At 52.0% G+C, this 17149-nt stretch carries 18 protein-coding genes; 7 read left to right on the top strand and 11 right to left on the bottom strand.

The window, feature by feature from the left end:
- The first annotated feature begins 269 nt into the window (after positions 1–269).
- Positions 270–1280 (top strand): fimbrial protein, encoded by a 1011-nt coding sequence (locus tag WHR59_RS07335; protein ID WP_043017055.1) that lies wholly within the window; start codon positions 270–272, stop codon positions 1278–1280.
- Between the two features lie 50 nt (positions 1281–1330).
- Here WHR59_RS07335 and yfcD read toward each other — a convergent pair whose 3' ends face one another.
- Genes yfcD through yfcF form a run of 3 tightly spaced genes read right to left on the bottom strand, consistent with a single transcriptional unit; the run spans position 1331 to position 3184 of the window.
- Positions 1331–1876 (bottom strand): NUDIX hydrolase YfcD, encoded by a 546-nt coding sequence (gene yfcD / locus WHR59_RS07330; RefSeq protein ID WP_043017056.1) that lies wholly within the window; start codon positions 1874–1876, stop codon positions 1331–1333.
- 56 nt (positions 1877–1932) lie between these two features.
- A complete protein-coding gene (gene yfcE, locus WHR59_RS07325; protein WP_338843771.1) occupies positions 1933–2484 on the bottom strand; it encodes a phosphodiesterase in 552 nt (183 codons plus the stop codon).
- 55 nt (positions 2485–2539) lie between these two features.
- The gene (yfcF, locus tag WHR59_RS07320; RefSeq protein ID WP_043017058.1) at positions 2540–3184 is read right to left on the bottom strand and encodes a glutathione transferase; all 645 of its coding nucleotides are present in this window, start codon (positions 3182–3184) and stop codon (positions 2540–2542) included.
- 134 nt (positions 3185–3318) lie between these two features.
- Here yfcF and yfcG point away from each other — a divergent pair, with 134 nt between their 5' ends.
- The 4 genes from yfcG to WHR59_RS07300 all read left to right on the top strand — a co-directional run bounded on the left by yfcG (position 3319) and on the right by WHR59_RS07300 (position 5871).
- Positions 3319–3954, top strand: a complete 636-nt coding sequence (gene yfcG / locus WHR59_RS07315) for a GSH-dependent disulfide bond oxidoreductase (RefSeq protein ID WP_043017958.1) — start codon at positions 3319–3321, stop codon at positions 3952–3954.
- Positions 3955–4008: 54 nt separating this feature from the next.
- Positions 4009–4371 (top strand): dihydroneopterin triphosphate 2'-epimerase, encoded by a 363-nt coding sequence (gene folX, locus WHR59_RS07310; RefSeq protein ID WP_043017059.1) that lies wholly within the window; start codon positions 4009–4011, stop codon positions 4369–4371.
- 19 nt (positions 4372–4390) lie between these two features.
- Positions 4391–5284 carry a TIGR01777 family oxidoreductase gene (locus tag WHR59_RS07305; RefSeq protein ID WP_043017060.1) on the top strand — a complete coding sequence of 298 codons (894 nt, stop codon included), beginning with the start codon at positions 4391–4393 and terminating at the stop codon, positions 5282–5284.
- 71 nt (positions 5285–5355) lie between these two features.
- Complete coding sequence (locus tag WHR59_RS07300; protein WP_072033351.1) at positions 5356–5871, top strand: GNAT family N-acetyltransferase; 516 nt, start codon at positions 5356–5358, stop codon at positions 5869–5871.
- A gap of 33 nt (positions 5872–5904) precedes the next feature.
- On the opposite strand, the gene hisP is transcribed toward WHR59_RS07300, so the two are convergent.
- The 7 genes from hisP to WHR59_RS07265 form a co-directional block, all read right to left on the bottom strand.
- Positions 5905–6678, bottom strand: coding sequence for a histidine ABC transporter ATP-binding protein HisP (gene hisP, locus WHR59_RS07295; protein WP_043017062.1), 774 nt, complete (start codon positions 6676–6678; stop codon positions 5905–5907).
- A gap of 13 nt (positions 6679–6691) precedes the next feature.
- A complete protein-coding gene (hisM, locus tag WHR59_RS07290) occupies positions 6692–7399 on the bottom strand; it encodes a histidine ABC transporter permease HisM (protein WP_043017063.1) in 708 nt (235 codons plus the stop codon).
- Positions 7396–8082, bottom strand: coding sequence for a histidine ABC transporter permease HisQ (locus WHR59_RS07285; RefSeq protein WP_043017064.1), 687 nt, complete (start codon positions 8080–8082; stop codon positions 7396–7398). The genes hisM and WHR59_RS07285 overlap by 4 nt, the downstream gene beginning before the upstream one ends.
- A 187-nt stretch (positions 8083–8269) precedes the next feature.
- Positions 8270–9052 carry a histidine ABC transporter substrate-binding protein HisJ gene (gene hisJ / locus WHR59_RS07280; RefSeq protein ID WP_003028120.1) on the bottom strand — a complete coding sequence of 261 codons (783 nt, stop codon included), beginning with the start codon at positions 9050–9052 and terminating at the stop codon, positions 8270–8272.
- Between the two features lie 247 nt (positions 9053–9299).
- Positions 9300–10082: a lysine/arginine/ornithine ABC transporter substrate-binding protein ArgT gene (argT, locus tag WHR59_RS07275; RefSeq protein ID WP_043017065.1), complete on the bottom strand. Its 783-nt coding sequence runs from the start codon at positions 10080–10082 to the stop codon at positions 9300–9302.
- A gap of 287 nt (positions 10083–10369) precedes the next feature.
- Positions 10370–10939, bottom strand: coding sequence for a UbiX family flavin prenyltransferase (locus WHR59_RS07270; protein WP_043017066.1), 570 nt, complete (start codon positions 10937–10939; stop codon positions 10370–10372).
- A 61-nt stretch (positions 10940–11000) separates the two neighbouring features.
- Positions 11001–11993 (bottom strand): LacI family DNA-binding transcriptional regulator, encoded by a 993-nt coding sequence (locus tag WHR59_RS07265; RefSeq protein WP_172863213.1) that lies wholly within the window; start codon positions 11991–11993, stop codon positions 11001–11003.
- Between the two features lie 339 nt (positions 11994–12332).
- On the opposite strand from WHR59_RS07265, the gene WHR59_RS07260 reads away from it, so the two are divergent.
- On the top strand, positions 12333–13736 hold the full coding sequence (locus tag WHR59_RS07260; RefSeq protein ID WP_338843769.1) for an MFS transporter: 1404 nt from the start codon (positions 12333–12335) through the stop codon (positions 13734–13736).
- 7 nt (positions 13737–13743) lie between these two features.
- Positions 13744–15705 (top strand): glycoside hydrolase family 127 protein, encoded by a 1962-nt coding sequence (locus WHR59_RS07255; protein ID WP_338843768.1) that lies wholly within the window; start codon positions 13744–13746, stop codon positions 15703–15705.
- A gap of 34 nt (positions 15706–15739) precedes the next feature.
- On the opposite strand, the gene WHR59_RS07250 is transcribed toward WHR59_RS07255, so the two are convergent.
- Positions 15740–17125 carry an amino acid permease gene (locus WHR59_RS07250; RefSeq protein ID WP_181634519.1) on the bottom strand — a complete coding sequence of 462 codons (1386 nt, stop codon included), beginning with the start codon at positions 17123–17125 and terminating at the stop codon, positions 15740–15742.
- Positions 17126–17149: the final 24 nt, after the last annotated feature.

The raw sequence follows: 17149 nt of genomic DNA, 5'->3' as shown, positions 1-17149 counted from the left end.
CTTCCGATATTTATCATTACTTAATAAAAAAACTTCGCTAATAACATTATAAAATACAACCATCAATATATATTAAATTAAAGTATTCACAAAAATTATATTTATAAAATCATAAAATAAGACTTCATCAATAGATTTTTGAAAAACCGCCATGTTACCCTGCTTCCTCAATTCACTCTTATAAAAACATCATGACGCGAAATACATTTATTATGCTAATGCTGCTTATTGCCCCCTTACGTGCGGTATGGGCAGCAGGTTGTACGTTTATGATTGGCAATACTTCCGACCAAAATGCTACTGTCAATGCAGATATTGGCATCGCTGCCAGCGGGCAAAGTTATTTACCCAATACCGCCGACGTCCTGGTAAAAACCAATAACACCGGAATTTCCTACTGGGGAAAAAACGAAAACAAACAAAGCTCTAAAGTCATTTTTACCCGCGTCGACAATACCACTTTCCCGATGGACCCTAACAACAATAAAGGTGCACTGGTAGACAAATCTATTCCCGGTCTCTACTTTACGCTTGCCGCGAATTTAACGCCGCCTGCTGGCTACTGGACCGGCTGGGAAAAAATGCCCATCTACATGTCCAATGACAGCAGCGTAAACCAAACTGACCCACAGTTCATATGGGGTTGTGCAAACAACTCAAGCGCACAGTGGCTGATGAATGCCACCGCGACCTTTACGCTGACATTCTATACCACCGCCGAGTTCGATCCGGCCCAGGCAGCCGGCAAGCAGGTATTTGCCACCCGGCAAAAAGTAGGCGAAGTGGCCAACAGTACCGGGGCCGGAGGACAAATCGATGTCTATTTAAACGGACCGGTCACCATTACTACCGCCGGATGCGGCGCATTTAAAGCAGAAGAAGTCGTCAATCTGGGGCAGACAACGGTGGAGGACTTATATGCCTGGGACACAGTTAATGAAACGCCCTTTTCAATAAAGCTGCAAAACTGCTACGGCAACCCGAGTCTGGTGATAAATCTTTCCAGCAACCAGGTAAAAGATAATAAGCTGGTCAATACCAGCGGCAGCGCCAAGGGTGTTGGCGTGGGATTAGGTTATATACTGACATCTAGCGGAGCAGATTACCTTTCTGGCTTAGATTTGACGAAAGCAGTGACGCTTGACTCCCGGTATTTAAATTATGACGCATCGGGCAACGGAACATTAAATCTATCTGCCCACCTTGCGATTATCGAAAGAAGCGCCTTAACCGGAGGAACGGTTAATATTCCGACGGTCATCACTCTGACTCATCCGTAATAAACATCGCTACCGCAACGAGTTTTAGCGTTGCGGTAACGGTTAACGTCTTATTCCGTTTCTTCTTCTTTCAGCGATTCATTCTTGGCGTTGCGGGTCATCCACAGCGCCAGGGCTTTCAGTGAGTCCGGCGTGAACTCGTCGCAGCGCGCGGTAATTTCTTCCGGCGTCAGCCAGCAAACTTCACTCACTTCTTCTTCCTGAAGCGCAAACGGCCCGTGGGAGACGCAGCTAAACAGCCCGCCCCACACGCGACAGTTCTGGTCTTCAAAATAAAACTGCCCATGTTCGGCAAACGGCACACCCGCAATCCCCAGTTCCTCTTCCGCTTCACGGCGCGCTGAGTCCAGCAGTTGCTCGTCAGCCTGCACGACACCGCCTGCGGTGGCATCCAGCATGCCGGGCAAAAAATCTTTTGTCTCAGTGCGACGCTGAACTAGAATTTTGCCCATACCATCGTGCACAACGATATACGTCGCACGATGGCGTAAGCGTTGCGCCCGCATTTGTTCCCGGCTGGATTGTGCAATGACTTCGTTGTCTTCATTCACAATATCCACCCATTCCGTACTTGCCAAACGACGCTGTTCCACCATCAGGAAACCTTCTTTTTTCTGGCGCTCTTACGGCGCGTTTATGTTTGTGGGGTAAATTACGGATTAATCTCGACCTGTGCAATAACACTTTGATCATTGAGTGCCATTACGCTGAGAACATTATCATCCAGAATCCCGTAACTTGCCGCAAAGCCCCCTTTCGGGATGCTTACCGAGCCGGGATTGAAGTGGTAAACATCCCCCTGCCGCTCGGCGACCGGCAGATGAGTATGCCCGTAAACCAGCACATCTCCTGCGTTGAGCGCCGGCATATTTTGCGGACTAAAAAGATGCCCGTGCGTCAAAAAGAGCCGCTGATTTTCGGTCAGAATTTGCTGCCACGGCGCGGTCATCGGAAAATGCAGGAGCATCTGATCCACTTCGCTGTCGCAGTTGCCACGCACCGCGATAATTCGCGCGGCCTGCTCATTCAGCCGCTCTGCAACCTGTGCTGGCGCATAGCCTTGGGGTAGCGCATTACGCGGCCCATGGTTTAAAACATCACCCAATATCACCAGCCATTGCGCACCGCTTGCGCTAAACAGTTCGAGTACGCGTTCCGTGGCTGGCAACGAACCATGAATGTCCGATGCGAACATCAGTTTCATCACTCACTCCTCGTTGAAAATTACCTTGTAATGATACTGGATTACGCCCCGTTTTTCAGCAGGAACGCTTCGCCGAAAGCGCGATAAAACGCTGGACAGAAGCGCGCTGCCACTGGAAGGCGGCGTATTCCGCAAGCGCCTGCGGAACCTCATCGCCGTTAAGGACCAGACGATTAAGCATTAGCGCTAAATCGCAGTCAGCGATACACCATTCGCCAAATAAATTCTGCTTACCGTGGCTCAGTAAACTGCTCGCAGTAGCGAACAGTTTTTCCGCACTGGCTTTTCCCGCGTCGCTTAATGGCCCCTTCTTCACGCCAGCAAAAACCACATCCGTTGATCGTTCTTCACGGATAGGCATTAGATCGCTGCGGATCCACGCCTGAACCTGACGCGCCCGCGCGCGCTTTTGTACATCGTGTGGGTAAATACGCTCCCACTGCGGTGGCGCAAAGCGCTCTTCCAGGAACTCAGTAATCGCTGATGATTCGCTCAGCTCGAAACCGTCGATTTCAAGAACCGGCACGCGGCGCGTCAACGCATAGCCTTGCCATGAAGGTTGCAAGTGTTCACCGCTGTTGAGATCAACGGTTTTCAGCGTAAAAGGCAGCCCTTTCTCTTGCAGAGCGACATAAACAGACAGCACGTAAGGGGAGAAAAAATTGGCATCTGACCACAGCGTAATTGCAGATTTGCTCATAATGTCCTCTGAAGTGTATTGGCTTGCCTTCAAAATATAGAGTCTTTCTCTTGCTGTCACTTGATGAAAACTCACGCACGCCAACAGGCTCTATACTTGTTATGACCCGGTTCATGACAAAACGGACGCTGAAAATGATCGATCTCTATTACACGCCATCGCCAAACGGTCACAAAATCACGCTTTTCCTTGAAGAGGCGCAGCTGCAATACCGTCTGATTCATGTCGATATCAGTAAAGGCAGCCAGTTTCGCCCTGACTTTCTGCAGATCTCGCCGAACAATAAAATCCCGGCCATTATCGACAGCGCCCCGGCGGACGGAGGAAGACCTATCAGCCTGTTTGAGTCCGGAGAAATTTTGCTCTATCTGGCGGAAAAGAGCGGTAAGCTGCTGAGCGGTGAGTTGCGTGAGCGCCACACCACGCTGCAGTGGCTGTTCTGGCAGGTCAGCGGGCTGGGCCCCATGCTGGGCCAGAATCATCATTTCAGCCACTACGCCCCACAAACGATTCCCTACGCCATTGAAAGATACCAGGTAGAAACCCAGCGCCTGTACAACGTGATGAATAAACGCCTGGAAACGTCCCCCTGGCTGGGAGGAGATCACTACAGCATTGCCGACATTGCCTGCTGGCCGTGGATCCACGACCATCAGCGTCAGCGCATCGACCTCGACAACTATCCGGCGGTTAATAACTGGCACGAACGCATCCGTACGCGTCCCGCTACGGAACGCGCCATGCAGCAAGCACAGAGTGAGAAGCGGTGACGCGAATCGGTTCTCGTGTATCATGCAAAGGTTCATACATGGAGGAAACCTGCAATGTCACAACCTGACGCTATTATTCGTATAAAAAACCTTCGTCTGCGCACCTTTATCGGCATCAAAGAAGAGGAGATCCTTAACCGCCAGGATATCGTCATCAACATTGCCATTCACTATCCGGCAGACAAAGCCCGTGCCAGCGAAGATATCAACGACGCGCTGAATTATCGCACTATCACCAAGAGCATCATTGCCCACGTGGAAGGTAACCGCTTCTCATTGTTGGAAAAATTAACTCAAGATGTGCTCGATATCGCACGCGAACATCACTGGGTCACTTATGCTGAAGTGGAGATAGATAAACTTCACGCATTGCGTTACGCCGACTCAGTTTCTATGACGCTGAGCTGGCAGCGCTAAACGTAACCCGGGAGGCGACATGCAGATTCTGATTACCGGCGGTACTGGCCTGATTGGACGTCATCTGATCCCCCGCCTGCTGGAACTGGGGCATCAGATAACCGTAGTGACACGTTCCCCTGATAAGGCGCGTCAGATCCTCGACTCCCGGGTCGCGCTGTCCAAAGGCCTGGCTGAGCGACAAAACCTCAATGATGTTGATGCCGTGATTAATCTTGCCGGAGAGCCTATCGCAGATAAGCGCTGGAGCGCACAGCAAAAGGAACGCCTGTGCCAGAGCCGTTGGGGTATTACGCAGAAGCTGGTCGATTTAATCAATGCCAGCGAGACGCCGCCCACGGTGCTTATTTCCGGTTCCGCTACCGGTTACTACGGTGATTTGGGCGAAGTTGTGGTCACGGAAGAAGAGCCGCCGCATAACGAATTTACCCACAAGCTGTGCGCCCGCTGGGAGCAAATTGCCAGCACTGCGCAGAGCGATAAAACTCGCGTGTGTATGCTGCGTACCGGCGTGGTACTGGCCTCTGCTGGCGGTATTCTGGCAAAAATGGTCCCGCCGTTTCGTCTTGGCTTAGGCGGCCCCATTGGCAACGGACGGCAGTATATGGCCTGGATCCATGTTGATGATATGGTCAACGGAATTATCTGGCTGCTGGATAACGATCTGCGCGGTCCCTTCAATATGGTTTCACCCTATCCGGTACACAATGAGCAGTTTGCCCATGCGCTGGGCCACGCGCTGAACCGTCCTGCCATTCTGCGCGTTCCCGCCAGCATAATGCGTCTACTGATGGGTGAGTCTTCAGTGCTGGTTCTCGGCGGGCAGCGGGCGTTGCCAAAACGCCTGGAAGCGTCTGGTTTCGCCTTTCGTTGGTACGATTTAGAAGAAGCGCTGGCGGATGTCATTCGATAACCCTTAAGCGCTATTCACAGTCGCCGTTGCGGTGGTAAGGTTATAGACCAGATATCCGCAATGGCGACGTTATGGCGATAATTTCGACTCCCCGACTTACCCTCTCTTTGTTTCAGTTTTCTGACTGGTCATTTTTCCAGAGACTACGTGAATGTCCTGACGTCATGCGTTATATGGGCGATATCGCCCCAGCGAAAGATACGCGTCTGTTATTCGCCAGACGCCTTGCCGCACAGCATACTTTCGTCATCCGCGAGCATAACAACCCAGCGCCGCTCGGCGATATTGGCCTGCAAATCAGTCACCTGTACCCGCACGAGGCCGACCTCGGCTACGCCATTATGCCGCAGGCTCAGGGGAAAGGTATTGCCAGCGAAGCCGTACGCGCGGTGTGCCAGTATGCCTTCGAGCAGACATCCGTCACGGCGATAAATGCTTACGCTCTTGCGGAGAATAAGGGCTCAGTGCGGATTCTGGAAAAAACGGGCTTTGTGCGTACGCAGGTGCTGGAAAAAGCATGTGAGATTGACGGCATCGCCTACGACGACTGGGTGTTTCGGCTGGAGCGCGACGCGCTAAAATTGTAAGCCCGGAAAGCGTAGCGCCTCCGGGCAGGTGATTTACTTCAACGAACCTTTGAGGAACTGCTGCAAACGTGGGCTTTGCGGATTACCGAATACCTGCTCCGGGTCGCCCTCTTCTTCAATTTTCCCCTGATGCAGGAAAATCACGTGCGTGGAGACATGACGGGCAAAACCCATTTCGTGGGTCACGACCACCATGGTTTTTCCCTCTTCGGCCAGTTGCTGCATAATGCGCAACACTTCGCCCACCAGCTCCGGATCAAGCGCCGAGGTGGGCTCATCAAACAGCAACACTTCCGGTTCCATCGCCAGCGCGCGGGCAATGGAGACGCGCTGCTGCTGACCACCGGACAGGTGCACCGGATATTTTCCCTGTGCGCGCTCATCAATGCCCACTTTAGCCAGATACTTCACCGCACGTTCGCGGGCTTCCTGCTTGCTCAGCCCCAGCACCTGGATCGGCGCTTCCATCACGTTTTCCAGCACCGTCATGTGGCTCCACAGATTAAAGTGCTGAAAGACCATCGTCAGTCGCGTACGCAGCAGGCGCAGCTGATTTTTATCTGCAACCTTAAGCTGACCGTCTTTGTCGCGCACCAGACCAATATTCTGGCCACTGACGACAATCGACCCGGCGCTCGGTTTCTCGAGAAAGTTAATGCAGCGCAGAAAGGTACTTTTACCGGAACCTGACGAGCCAATAATACTGATAACATCACCCGCGTTGGCCTGCAGCGATACCCCTTTCAGCACTTCATGTTCGCCGTAGTGCTTATGTAAATCGATAACGTTTAATTTATTTTCAGACATCGTGTTACTCGAATCATTTAGAGGATACATGCTGCAACCAGCGTTTTTCCGCTCTACGGAACAGACTGATCAGGACATACGAAATAATCAAATACAGTACAGCGGCAATACCGAATGCGGTAAACGGCTGATACGTTGCCGAGTTGATATCACGGGCGATTTTCAACAGGTCAGGCACCGTTGCGGTAAACGCCAGCGCCGTGGAGTGCAGCATTAAAATCACTTCATTGCTGTAAGCCGGCAGCGCAATACGCAGCGCGGAAGGCAAAATAATGCAACGATACAGTTTAAACGACGAGAACCCGTAAGCACGCGCGGCTTCAATCTCACCATGGGGCACGGAACGAATGGCCCCGGCGAAGATCTCCGTCGTATAGGCGCAGGTGTTCAGCGTCAACGCCAGCACGGTGCAATTCAGCCCGCTGCGGAAAAACGCGTTGAGGAAATCCGTGCCTTTAACTATCTCCAGCGTATACATCCCGGAATAAAACACCAGTAGCTGTACGTACAGCGGCGTCCCACGAAAAATATAGGTGAATAGCCAGATAGGGAACTGGATAAATTTATTACTGGAAACACGACCAATTGCCAAAAACAGCGCCAGTATCCCGCCCATCACCACTGATGAAATCAGAAGCCACAGGGTGATAGCAACGCCGGTGTAGCGATATCCGTCGGTCCACAGCAGGGACTTCCAGTATTCCTGAATAATCTCGATCACAGGTCAGCCCTCTTCACACCCACGGAATAGCGGCGCTCAAGGTACAGCAGCACACCATTAGAAACAGTGGTAAACACCAGATAGATGACCCCGCACACTACGGCAAAATAGAACGGCTCCCAGGTACTCTTCCCGGCAAGCTGAGTGGCTTTCACCACGTCTTCAAGTCCAAGCAACGATACCAGCGCCGTGGCCTTAAGAATGACCTGCCAGTTGTTGCCAATTCCCGGTAAGGCATAGCGCATCATCGCCGGGAACATTATGCGGCGAAATATTTGTGAGCTGGTAAAACCGAATGCCGTCGCGGCTTCAATATGGCCTTTTGGCACGGCCATAAATGCGCCACGAAATGTTTCGGTAAAATAGGCGCCGTAGATAAACCCGAGCGTAATGATACCCGCGACCATTGGATCGATATCAATCTGGCCGATACCGATGGCATCGGTAACGGTGTTCAGCGCGATTTGTAATCCGTAGAAAATGAGCAGCATTAAGACCAGATCGGGCACGCCGCGGATAAGCGTCGTGTACCCTTCGAATATAAGCGCCAGCGCCCGGCTTTGCGACAGCTTTGCTGCCGCGCCGACTAAGCCTATCAGAACCGCCAGTACCACCGAGCTGAGTGCCAGCTCGAGCGTAACAATTGCGCCCTGTAAAATAACACCTGAAAAGCCATACAACATGCTGCCTGTCCTGTTGTGTGTGTGGTGAAGTAAGAAGCCTCTTTTGATTTCAGACTCACCGTTAAATGCCGGATGGCGGCTTTGCCTTATCCGGCCTACAAATCAACGTAGGCCGGATGAGCGCAGCGCCATCAGGCATAAATTCAACGTGTCAAAAATCTACGGGCTTTATCAGCACCTGCGGTGATTAACCGCCGTAAACATCAAAATCGAAGTACTTTTTCGCCAGCTTCTCGTAAGTACCGTCAGCTCGCATTTCGGCAAAGGCTTTGTTCAGCGCTTCGCGCAGCTCGTTGTCGTCTTTGCGCAGTCCCATACCGGTACCCACGCCGAACAACTTCTCATCTTTCACAGACGGGCCGCCGAATTTATAATCTTTACCAACTGGCTGCTTCAGGAAGCCTTCGCTGGCTGCGACTTCATCCTGGAATGCGGCATCAATACGCCCGGCAGTCAGGTCAGAATAGATATTGTCTTGCCCCTGATAGGAGACAATTTCAATACCTTTTGGCGCCCAGTGTTCGTTGCCGAACGTTTCCTGAGTCGTGCCCTGCAGTACGCCAACACGTTTGCCTTTCAGCGACTCAATGGTCGGCTGAATCGCAGAATCTTTAGCGACAACCAGACGTGAGTCCGCTGCATAAAGCTTGTCGGTAAAGGCAATTTCCTGCTGGCGTTTTTCAGTAATGGAAAGCGAAGACATAATCGCATCAATTTTCTTCGCTTTTAGCGAAGGGATAAGCGCGTCCAGCGGGTTTTCCACGAAGGTACATTGTGTATTGATACGTTTGCACAGCTCTTTAGCCAGATCGATATCAAAACCGACTAATTCACCCTGCGCATTTTTCGATTCGAACGGCGCATAAGTAGGATCGGTACCAATACGAATTTTTTGCGGAATGGCTGCAAATGCTGCGGTAGCACTGGAGAAAGCCAGGACCAGAGAAAGAGACAACACCAGTTTTTTCATAACTATCCTCAACAGACTGTCTTTTATAGGGGATCTTTACAGGACCAGGTGCAGTTATCGTGCCATTAATCAGGCCGACAAGGCAAAGCATTCTACCCTGTCGGCGGTATTTATTTGCATGAAAAGCGCTTAAGTATGCACTCATGCTTATTAAGTCAGCGATAAAAGCACCAAAACAGTGCACTGAATTTATCATGCACCGTAATGGTTACCCGCAATGGTGCAGTCAATTCCCCGCTGCGGCGTATTAATCACCGTAGACATTGAAGTTAAAATACTTGCTCGCCATTTTGTCGTAGGTGCCGTCTTTGCGCAGTTCGCCCAGCGCTTTATCGAAAGCGGCTTTCAGCTCTGCATCATCTTTGCGTAAGCCAATCCCGGTTCCGTCGCCAAAGTATTTTTTATCTTTCACTGATGGACCGGCAAAGACGTAGTCCTTACCAGCGGGCTGCTTCAGGAAGCCTTCGCTGGCCGCGACTTCATCTTGCAACGCCGCGTCCAGACGGCCCGCCGTCAGGTCAGAATAGATGAGGTCCTGGTTCGCATAGGCCACCACGTCCACGCCTTTGCTGCGCCAGTTGTCATTGGCATAGGCTTCTTGAGTCGAGCCTTGCAGGACGCCAACGTGCTTGCCCTTCAGGGAGTCCAGAGTCGGTTGAATCGGGGAACCTTTCGCGGCGATCAGACGTGAGTCTGCAGCGTAAAGTTTGTCCGAGAATGCAATCTCTTGCTGACGCTTCTCGGTGATAGAAAGCGAGGAGATGATGGCATCGATTTTTTTCGCTTTCAGCGACGGGATCAGCGCATCAAAGTCGCTGGCAACCCAGGTACATTTGATCTGCATGCGCTTACACATCTCATTTCCCAGATCGATATCAAAGCCGACGAAGTCGCCTTTGGCATCTTTAGAGGAAAAAGGTGCGTACGTTGTATCTGTACCAATACGAACCGTCTGCGGAAGTGCTGCGTAGCTGGCCGCGGTGGCGGAGAGTCCTACCAGCAAAGACAAAGCAAGAACCGTCTTCTTCATACATAACCCTCAAGTGGCGTAATTTTATTATGTTTTACGTTGTGTTGTGTGTTTGCAGACTTTTTCATGCAGGTCTTATGCCATTTTCGCGCCGATGAGGATATTCGACGTTAAATATGTTAATAAAACGTTGCAATAATGTCCTGATTTTGAAGATAGCAGGTCTGACGGTTGAACCGCAGCGTTTCGTTGAGTTTTAACGAATTAAATGTTGAGGATATGATCGCGGTTACAAAATTGCCCTGAAACAGGGCAACGGATGTTTCTTTGCACGCTGATGGAACGGCTTACGCCCCTTGCCAGCGGGTGAACAGATCCTGCGGAAGGGAGATATCAAACTGATCAAGTACGCGGTTAACCGTTTGATTAATCACATCATCCAGCGTTTGAGGGCGATGATAGAATGCCGGGACAGGCGGCATAATCACCGCGCCAATTTCCGCCGCCTGCGTCATCAGCCGCAGATGACCCAGATGCAACGGCGTTTCACGCACGCACAGCACCAGCGGGCGACGTTCTTTTAACACCACGTCTGCCGCACGGGTAAGCAGTCCATCGGTGTAGCTGTGAACGATGCCAGAAAGCGTTTTGATTGAACACGGCAGAATAACCATTCCGGCGGTCTGAAAAGAACCGGAGGAGATACTGGCGGCGATATCGCGCGTATCGTGATTCACATTCGCCAGGGCCTGCACGTCGCGTACAGAGAGGTCCGTTTCCAGCGCCAGCGTCTGCCGGGCAGCGGCACTCATCACCAGATGGGTTTCCACATCGCTAACGTCACGCAAAACCTGCAGCAGGCGCACGCCGTAAATTGCCCCGCTTGCGCCAGAAATACCAATGATGAGTCGTTTCACTGTGAGAGCCTTTTCGTCGTAATGGCGAGACTTTGCCGGATTACGGCGTCGGGCGCAACTGTCAATGTGGCGCTGAACTGAGCGAGCTTTCACGAACCACCAGACGAACCGGCTGCAGCAGATTTCGTTCCCCTTGCTCATTGAGTAGCAAACGAAACGCATCCTGTCCAAGCTCGCGCTTATCAACCGCAACGGTGGTTAACGCCGGATGCGCCCAGGCCGCTGCATCAATATCATCGAATCCAACAATGGCGATATCTTCCGGCACCCTGATTCCTTTGCGCGCACAGACCCGCATCGCCACCAGCGCGGCAATATCGTTATAGGCAAAAATCGCGTCCGGCGGCTGGGCCAGCGCCAGCAGTTTGTCCATCCCCTCAATCAGCGCCTGCTCAATATTTTTGACCGGCGGCGCTTCAACCTGATATTCCTCAGGAAGCGAGAGTCCGGCGTCAAACAGCGCCTGCTGATACCCTTCTACACGCTGGCGAATACTGTAATGTCGTTGCGAATGTCCAAGAAATGCAATGCGCTTGCGTCCCTGTTCAAGCAAGTGACGTGTAGCAATAAATCCGCCATGAAAATTATCCGGGTTGACGCAAGGAAAGTCGGCGGCCCACAGATCCACCAGCGCCACAGGCAATGCCAGCTTCCGCAATTCAGCAAGTATTTCAGCTTCCAGATAACCGGCGCAGATAAGCGCATCGGGCTGGTGCAGGTTAATCATCTCCGCCACCGAGTCTTCCGGTCCGATGGGTAAGAAACTCATCGCAATGTCATTTTCCCGACAAGCTTCAGCCACGCCGAGCATCACCGTGGAATAGAAAGGTAACGCGCTGGCGATATTGTGTTCGCGATGCAGCAAAAAAAGTAAGCGTTTAATACGACCGCTACGCAAACGGCCAAAATCGTAGCCCTCAGCCTGCGCAATCGTCAGTATTCTCTGACGCGTCTCCTCGCCAAGACCGGGTTGCCCTTTCAGCGCCCGGGAAACCGCAGCAATAGAAACGCCGCATGCCGCTGCAATGTCTTTAATTCGGGTCTTTTTCGCCATTCCGTTTGTTTGCACCTGTCACGCGTTCTTCAGTCGACGTCTGATTCCATTAGCCGTAAGCATATCACTCTCACAGCAGACGATTAACAATACGTAATTTCCCCACAGAGTCACTAGCAGAACCGCTAATCGTGCTCCTCCACCCTGTATTTGTGACTAAGATCACTATTAATAATATTTTTCTAGTAAAAATTACGATCATTTTCACAGAGAAAGAAACACGTCATATACCAATACTCCATAGCAGATCTATGCTCACCGCCGTTACTTGTTTAGTAAAAACTGTCAGAGATAAGCCGTAATGACTCTTTAAATCATCCCCCTGTTCGAGGATTGGTTATGACAATTGCTGATAACCTGGATACTGATGTACAGACAATTGACGCGGGCGAGACGCTTTCGACCCGCGAAAAGATAGGCTATGGATTAGGCGATGCCGGCGGGCACTGCATCTCAGATTTGATAAGCGGCTTTTTGCTCTTTTTCTATACCGATGTTTTTGGCTTAAGCCCGGCCATTGTGGGGGCGATGTTTTTTGTTCTGCGTATTTTCGATGCCGTTTCTGACCCGGTGATGGGCGTGATTGCCGATCGTACCCGCAGCCGCTGGGGCCGTTTTCGTCCGTGGCAACTGTGGACCGCAGTACCGCTCGGCGTAATCGGCATTCTGACTTTCACGGTGCCGGATATGGGGCCAAACGCGAAAATTGCCTGGGCCTTTGGCACCTACTTCCTGCTCTCCATCGGCTATACCGCTAACAACGTTCCATACTGTGCGCTGATTAACGCAGTGACTAATCGACACGATCAGGTGATGTCTTGTCAGTCCTGGCGCTTTGTATTAAGCGGCATTGCGGGTTTCCTGGTCGCGGTAGGATTACCGTGGATGGTGGAGGTCTTTGGGCAGGGCAACCTGGCAAAAGGCTACCAATACGGCGTAACGGTACTGTGTACCGTGGGCGTGGTGATGTTTCTGCTGTGCTTCTTCTGGGTCAAAGAGCGCGTACCGTTATCGCTGGCGGGCAGCTTTACGTTGCGCGAACATCTGGCCGGGCTGCGTAAAAACGATCAGCTCTTGATGATGCTGGTGATGTCCTTCCTGCTGGTAAACATTCTGTGTATTCGCGGCGGCGGCTACATGTACTTTATCTCTTATGTCCTGCAGGGCAGCGCCGGGTTTATGTCGCTGTTTTTTGGCGTAGTGACCGTGGCATCCATTGCCGGGGCGATTATCGTCAATCCCCTCTCCCGCCGCTTTAATATGGTGAAACTGTATTTTTACACCAACCTGGCGCTGGTCGTCTTCGGTATCGCCATGTACTTTCTGCCGACCGGGCCGCAGTACCAGACCCTGTGGCTGGTTTGTATCTTAATCAACAACGTGGTGCTGGGTTTCACCCTGCCGCTGCACTTCTCCATTATGGCCTTTGCCGATGACTACGGTGAATGGAAAAATGGCGTTCGTTCATCCGGCATGAACTTCGCCTTCAACCTCTTTTTTATCAAGCTCTCCTGGGCATCGTCCGGGGGCATTATCAGCCTGATTCTGATTATGGTGGCCTATCGACCGGGGCTGGAAAACCAGACCGCGGCATCGATTCAGGGCATCACCCTGCTGCAAAGCATCGTACCCGCAATTTTCCATCTCGCGCTGGCGCTGTGCCTGCTCAAATGCCGTCTCAACGGCCCGATGATGCAGCAAATCTCAACCGATCTTCACCAACGACATTCACACATTTCCTGAGGTAAACATGATGCAGTCTGATGTGATTGAAGCCGACCTGAATAACATCACCATCACCGACCCGTTTTTAGGAGAGTACCAGCGTCTGATCCGCGACGTGGTTATCCCCTATCAATGGCAAGCGCTGAACGACGAGATCCCTGAAGCGGAGCCAAGCCACGCGCTGATGAACTACCGCATTGCCGCCGGACTTGAGCACGGTGAGTTTTATGGCATGGTATTTCAGGATAGCGATGTGACTAAATGGCTGGAAGCCGTGGCCTGGTCACTCAGTCAAAAGCCGGACGCACAGCTTGAGAAGATCGCCGATGAGGTCATCGAGCTGCTGGCAAAAGCACAGTGTGAAGATGGTTATCTCAACACCTGGTACACCGTTAAAGAGCCAGGGCTGCGCTGGACCAACGTTGCCGAATGCCATGAGATGTACTGCGCCGGGCATCTGTTTGAAGCCGCAGTGGCCTTTTTTAACGCCACCGGCAAGCGTCGGCTGCTGGAGATAGCCTGCCGCTTCGCCGACCACATCGACACCGTTTTCGGTCCAAACGAAGGCCAGCTGCGCGGCTATCCGGGTCATCCGGAAATTGAGCTGGCGCTGATGCGCCTGTATGAAGTCACACAGGAACCACGCTATCAGGCGCTGGCACGCTTCTTTCTCGAAGAGCGCGGCCAGCAACCGTACTATTACGATATTGAGTTTGCTAAGCGCGGGGGCACCTGGCACTGGGATAACTGGGGCGAGGCATGGATGGTCAAAGATAAAGCCTATACCCACGCCCACAAACCGCTGGCGCAACAGAGCGAAGCCGTCGGCCATGCGGTACGTTCGGTGTATCTGATGACCGGGCTGGCGCATATCGCCCGCATGACGAACGACGAAGAAAAGCGCCAGACCTGCTTGCGTATCTGGAATAACATGGTGCAGCGCCGAATGTACATCACCGGCGGTATTGGCTCGCAAGGGATCGGCGAGGCCTTCACCAGCGATTACGATTTACCGAATGATACCGCCTATGGAGAAAGCTGCGCCTCCATCGGCCTGATGATGTTTGCCCGCCGCATGCTGGAAATGGAAGGCGACGCGCACTATGCCGATGTCATGGAACGCGCGTTTTACAACACGGTGCTGGGTGGGATGGCGCTGGACGGCAAACATTTCTTCTATGTGAACCCGCTGGAAACGCAACCCAAAAGTATTCCGCATAACCATATTTACGACCACATTAAGCCCGTGCGCCAACGCTGGTTCGGCTGCGCCTGCTGCCCACCAAACATCGCCCGTACGCTGGTCGCCATTGGTCACTATATTTTTACCCCACGCCCGGACGCGCTGTTTATTAACTTCTATGCCGGTAGCGAGGCGCAGTTTACGGTTGACGCTCAGAAGCTGGCGCTCAAGATTGAGGGTAACTATCCGTGGGACGAGCAGGTCTCGATTCGCTTTAACCAGCCGCAGGTAGTCGAGCACACGCTGGCGCTGCGCCTGCCAGAGTGGTGCGCGGCACCAACTGTGCAGGTAAACGGCGAAGCGGCTCAGGGCAAAATGGTGAAAGGTTATCTGCACCTGCATCGCCAGTGGCAGGAAGGAGACATCATTACCCTAAATCTGCCGATGCCCGTTCGTCGCGTGTATGCCAATCCGCTGGTGCGCCATGCGGCGGGTAAAGTGGCGATTCAGCGTGGGCCGCTGGTCTACTGTCTGGAAGAGGCGGATAACGGCGCACAGCTGCACAACCTGTCGCTACCGAAGGCGAGCGCGTTTCGTGAGGTTCAGGGCGTGGGCTTACTGAAAGGGAAAGTGCTGCTACAGGCGGAAGGCGTACGCGTGTTGACCGCGCATGAGGATAAGCCGCTATACAGCTTTGATAATCGCCAGACGGCGGTTGAGAAGCAGACGCTGACCTTTATCCCGTGGTTTAGCTGGGCCAACCGCGGCGAAGGCGAAATGCGAATTTGGGTCGACGAGACTTAAAACAGAGGCGTTCCCGCCAGTCGGGAGCGCCTTTTTATCGTACAGTTGGTTTTAAATAAAACCATGACGCTACAATGATGCCCATCAATACCAGCTCAATGAGCATAATCAGCCCACCTTGCCCGCTAAACCAGGTACCAATGATTATCGCGATATTAGTGATGATGACAAACCAAGCCAACCACGGGAACAATCGTGATCGATAGCTGACCAGACTTGCGGGATACACTCCACGATTTACCGCCTGTCGAAAACGGAACTGACACCAACCGATAACTATCCACGCAAGGCACCCCACTTGCCCGGTACTGGCAATTAAATAGAGATAAAACTGCTGAGCGGGAATATAACGTGTCAGCATCGACACCAGGGCTAAAAGCACTGTCAGTAAAATAGCGTTAACCGGCACGCCGTTACCGCTTAATTTACCAAATCGTGCAGGGGCAAATCGGGAACCCGCCATCGACCATAGCATACGTGAACTGGCATAGACTGCTGAATTTGCTGCTGAAACAGCTGCGGAAAAAATGACCAGCATCATAAGAACATCAGCCCCAGGAATACCGACGTGTGAGAACACCCAGACGAAGGGACTATTTCCATCAGGTACTTTTCCATGTGGATAAACCAGCGCCAGAACAGCAATCGCCAGACCATAAAACAGGATTATTCGCAAACCAATGCCCTGAATAACCTTCGGCAACACTGAGTGCGGCGATTCCGTTTCTCCTGCCGCGCTTCCTACCAGTTCCACCCCCTGAAATGAATAGATGACTATCGTCATGCAAACCAGAATTTGCTCCCATCCGTTGGGAAACCACAAACCATCACTTTTCAACGTCGGATGCCAGTTTGCATCTCCTGAGAAAGAGAAAATCATGACGCCGCCTGCCACGATGAAAAGCACTATTGCAAAAACCTTAAGCGCTGATAGCCAGTATTCACATTCACCGAAACTTTTCGCCGAGCATAAATTGATCAGCGTGAGTGCGACAAGGATGATTAGGCAATAAAAATGGACAGGTATAGCAGGGAAAAATTGATGGGCAATGAAACCCGCAGCAGTCAGATCTGCTGCCAGGGAAAACACCCAACTCAGCCAATATAGCCACCCAATGATATAGCTCCAGATAGGATTGGGCAGGAACATCAACGCATAATGCTGGAATGAACCTGAATGGGGAAACGCGCAGGACAGCTCACCAAGGCACATCATGGTTGCCAGCATAATCGCGCCAGCGAACAGATAAGCCAGTAATGTTCCCGCGGGCCCGACGCTATTGAGCGGTTCGGCAATACCGATAAATAAACCGGTGCCGATTGTCCCACCGAGAGAAATCATCAGCAAATGGCGTTTTTTGAGGTTTCGTCGTAACCCATTTTCAGGCTCGGCGGGCGGTAGCACTTGCAGGGTACTCATGGTCACTCCCTGTCCCGGATAACG

This window comes from Citrobacter europaeus (assembly GCF_037482245.1).
Lineage (GTDB): Bacteria > Pseudomonadota > Gammaproteobacteria > Enterobacterales > Enterobacteriaceae > Citrobacter > Citrobacter europaeus.
Note: the sequence above shows the minus strand (reverse complement) of the source record. Positions and strands in the feature narration are given on the sequence as shown.

Coding starts and splice junctions, on each gene's coding strand:
- WHR59_RS07335 (WP_043017055.1), top strand. CDS start 270: ATGATTGGCAATACTTCCGACCAAAATGCTACTGTCAATGCAGATATT.
- yfcD (WP_043017056.1), bottom strand. CDS start 1,876: ATGGTGGAACAGCGTCGTTTGGCAAGTACGGAATGGGTGGATATTGTG.
- yfcE (WP_338843771.1), bottom strand. CDS start 2,484: ATGAAACTGATGTTCGCATCGGACATTCATGGTTCGTTGCCAGCCACG.
- yfcF (WP_043017058.1), bottom strand. CDS start 3,184: ATGAGCAAATCTGCAATTACGCTGTGGTCAGATGCCAATTTTTTCTCC.
- yfcG (WP_043017958.1), top strand. CDS start 3,319: ATGATCGATCTCTATTACACGCCATCGCCAAACGGTCACAAAATCACG.
- folX (WP_043017059.1), top strand. CDS start 4,009: ATGTCACAACCTGACGCTATTATTCGTATAAAAAACCTTCGTCTGCGC.
- WHR59_RS07305 (WP_043017060.1), top strand. CDS start 4,391: ATGCAGATTCTGATTACCGGCGGTACTGGCCTGATTGGACGTCATCTG.
- WHR59_RS07300 (WP_072033351.1), top strand. CDS start 5,356: ATGGCGATAATTTCGACTCCCCGACTTACCCTCTCTTTGTTTCAGTTT.
- hisP (WP_043017062.1), bottom strand. CDS start 6,678: ATGTCTGAAAATAAATTAAACGTTATCGATTTACATAAGCACTACGGC.
- WHR59_RS07285 (WP_043017064.1), bottom strand. CDS start 8,082: ATGTTGTATGGCTTTTCAGGTGTTATTTTACAGGGCGCAATTGTTACG.
- hisJ (WP_003028120.1), bottom strand. CDS start 9,052: ATGAAAAAACTGGTGTTGTCTCTTTCTCTGGTCCTGGCTTTCTCCAGT.
- argT (WP_043017065.1), bottom strand. CDS start 10,082: ATGAAGAAGACGGTTCTTGCTTTGTCTTTGCTGGTAGGACTCTCCGCC.
- WHR59_RS07265 (WP_172863213.1), bottom strand. CDS start 11,993: ATGGCGAAAAAGACCCGAATTAAAGACATTGCAGCGGCATGCGGCGTT.
- WHR59_RS07260 (WP_338843769.1), top strand. CDS start 12,333: ATGACAATTGCTGATAACCTGGATACTGATGTACAGACAATTGACGCG.
- WHR59_RS07255 (WP_338843768.1), top strand. CDS start 13,744: ATGATGCAGTCTGATGTGATTGAAGCCGACCTGAATAACATCACCATC.
- WHR59_RS07250 (WP_181634519.1), bottom strand. CDS start 17,125: ATGAGTACCCTGCAAGTGCTACCGCCCGCCGAGCCTGAAAATGGGTTA.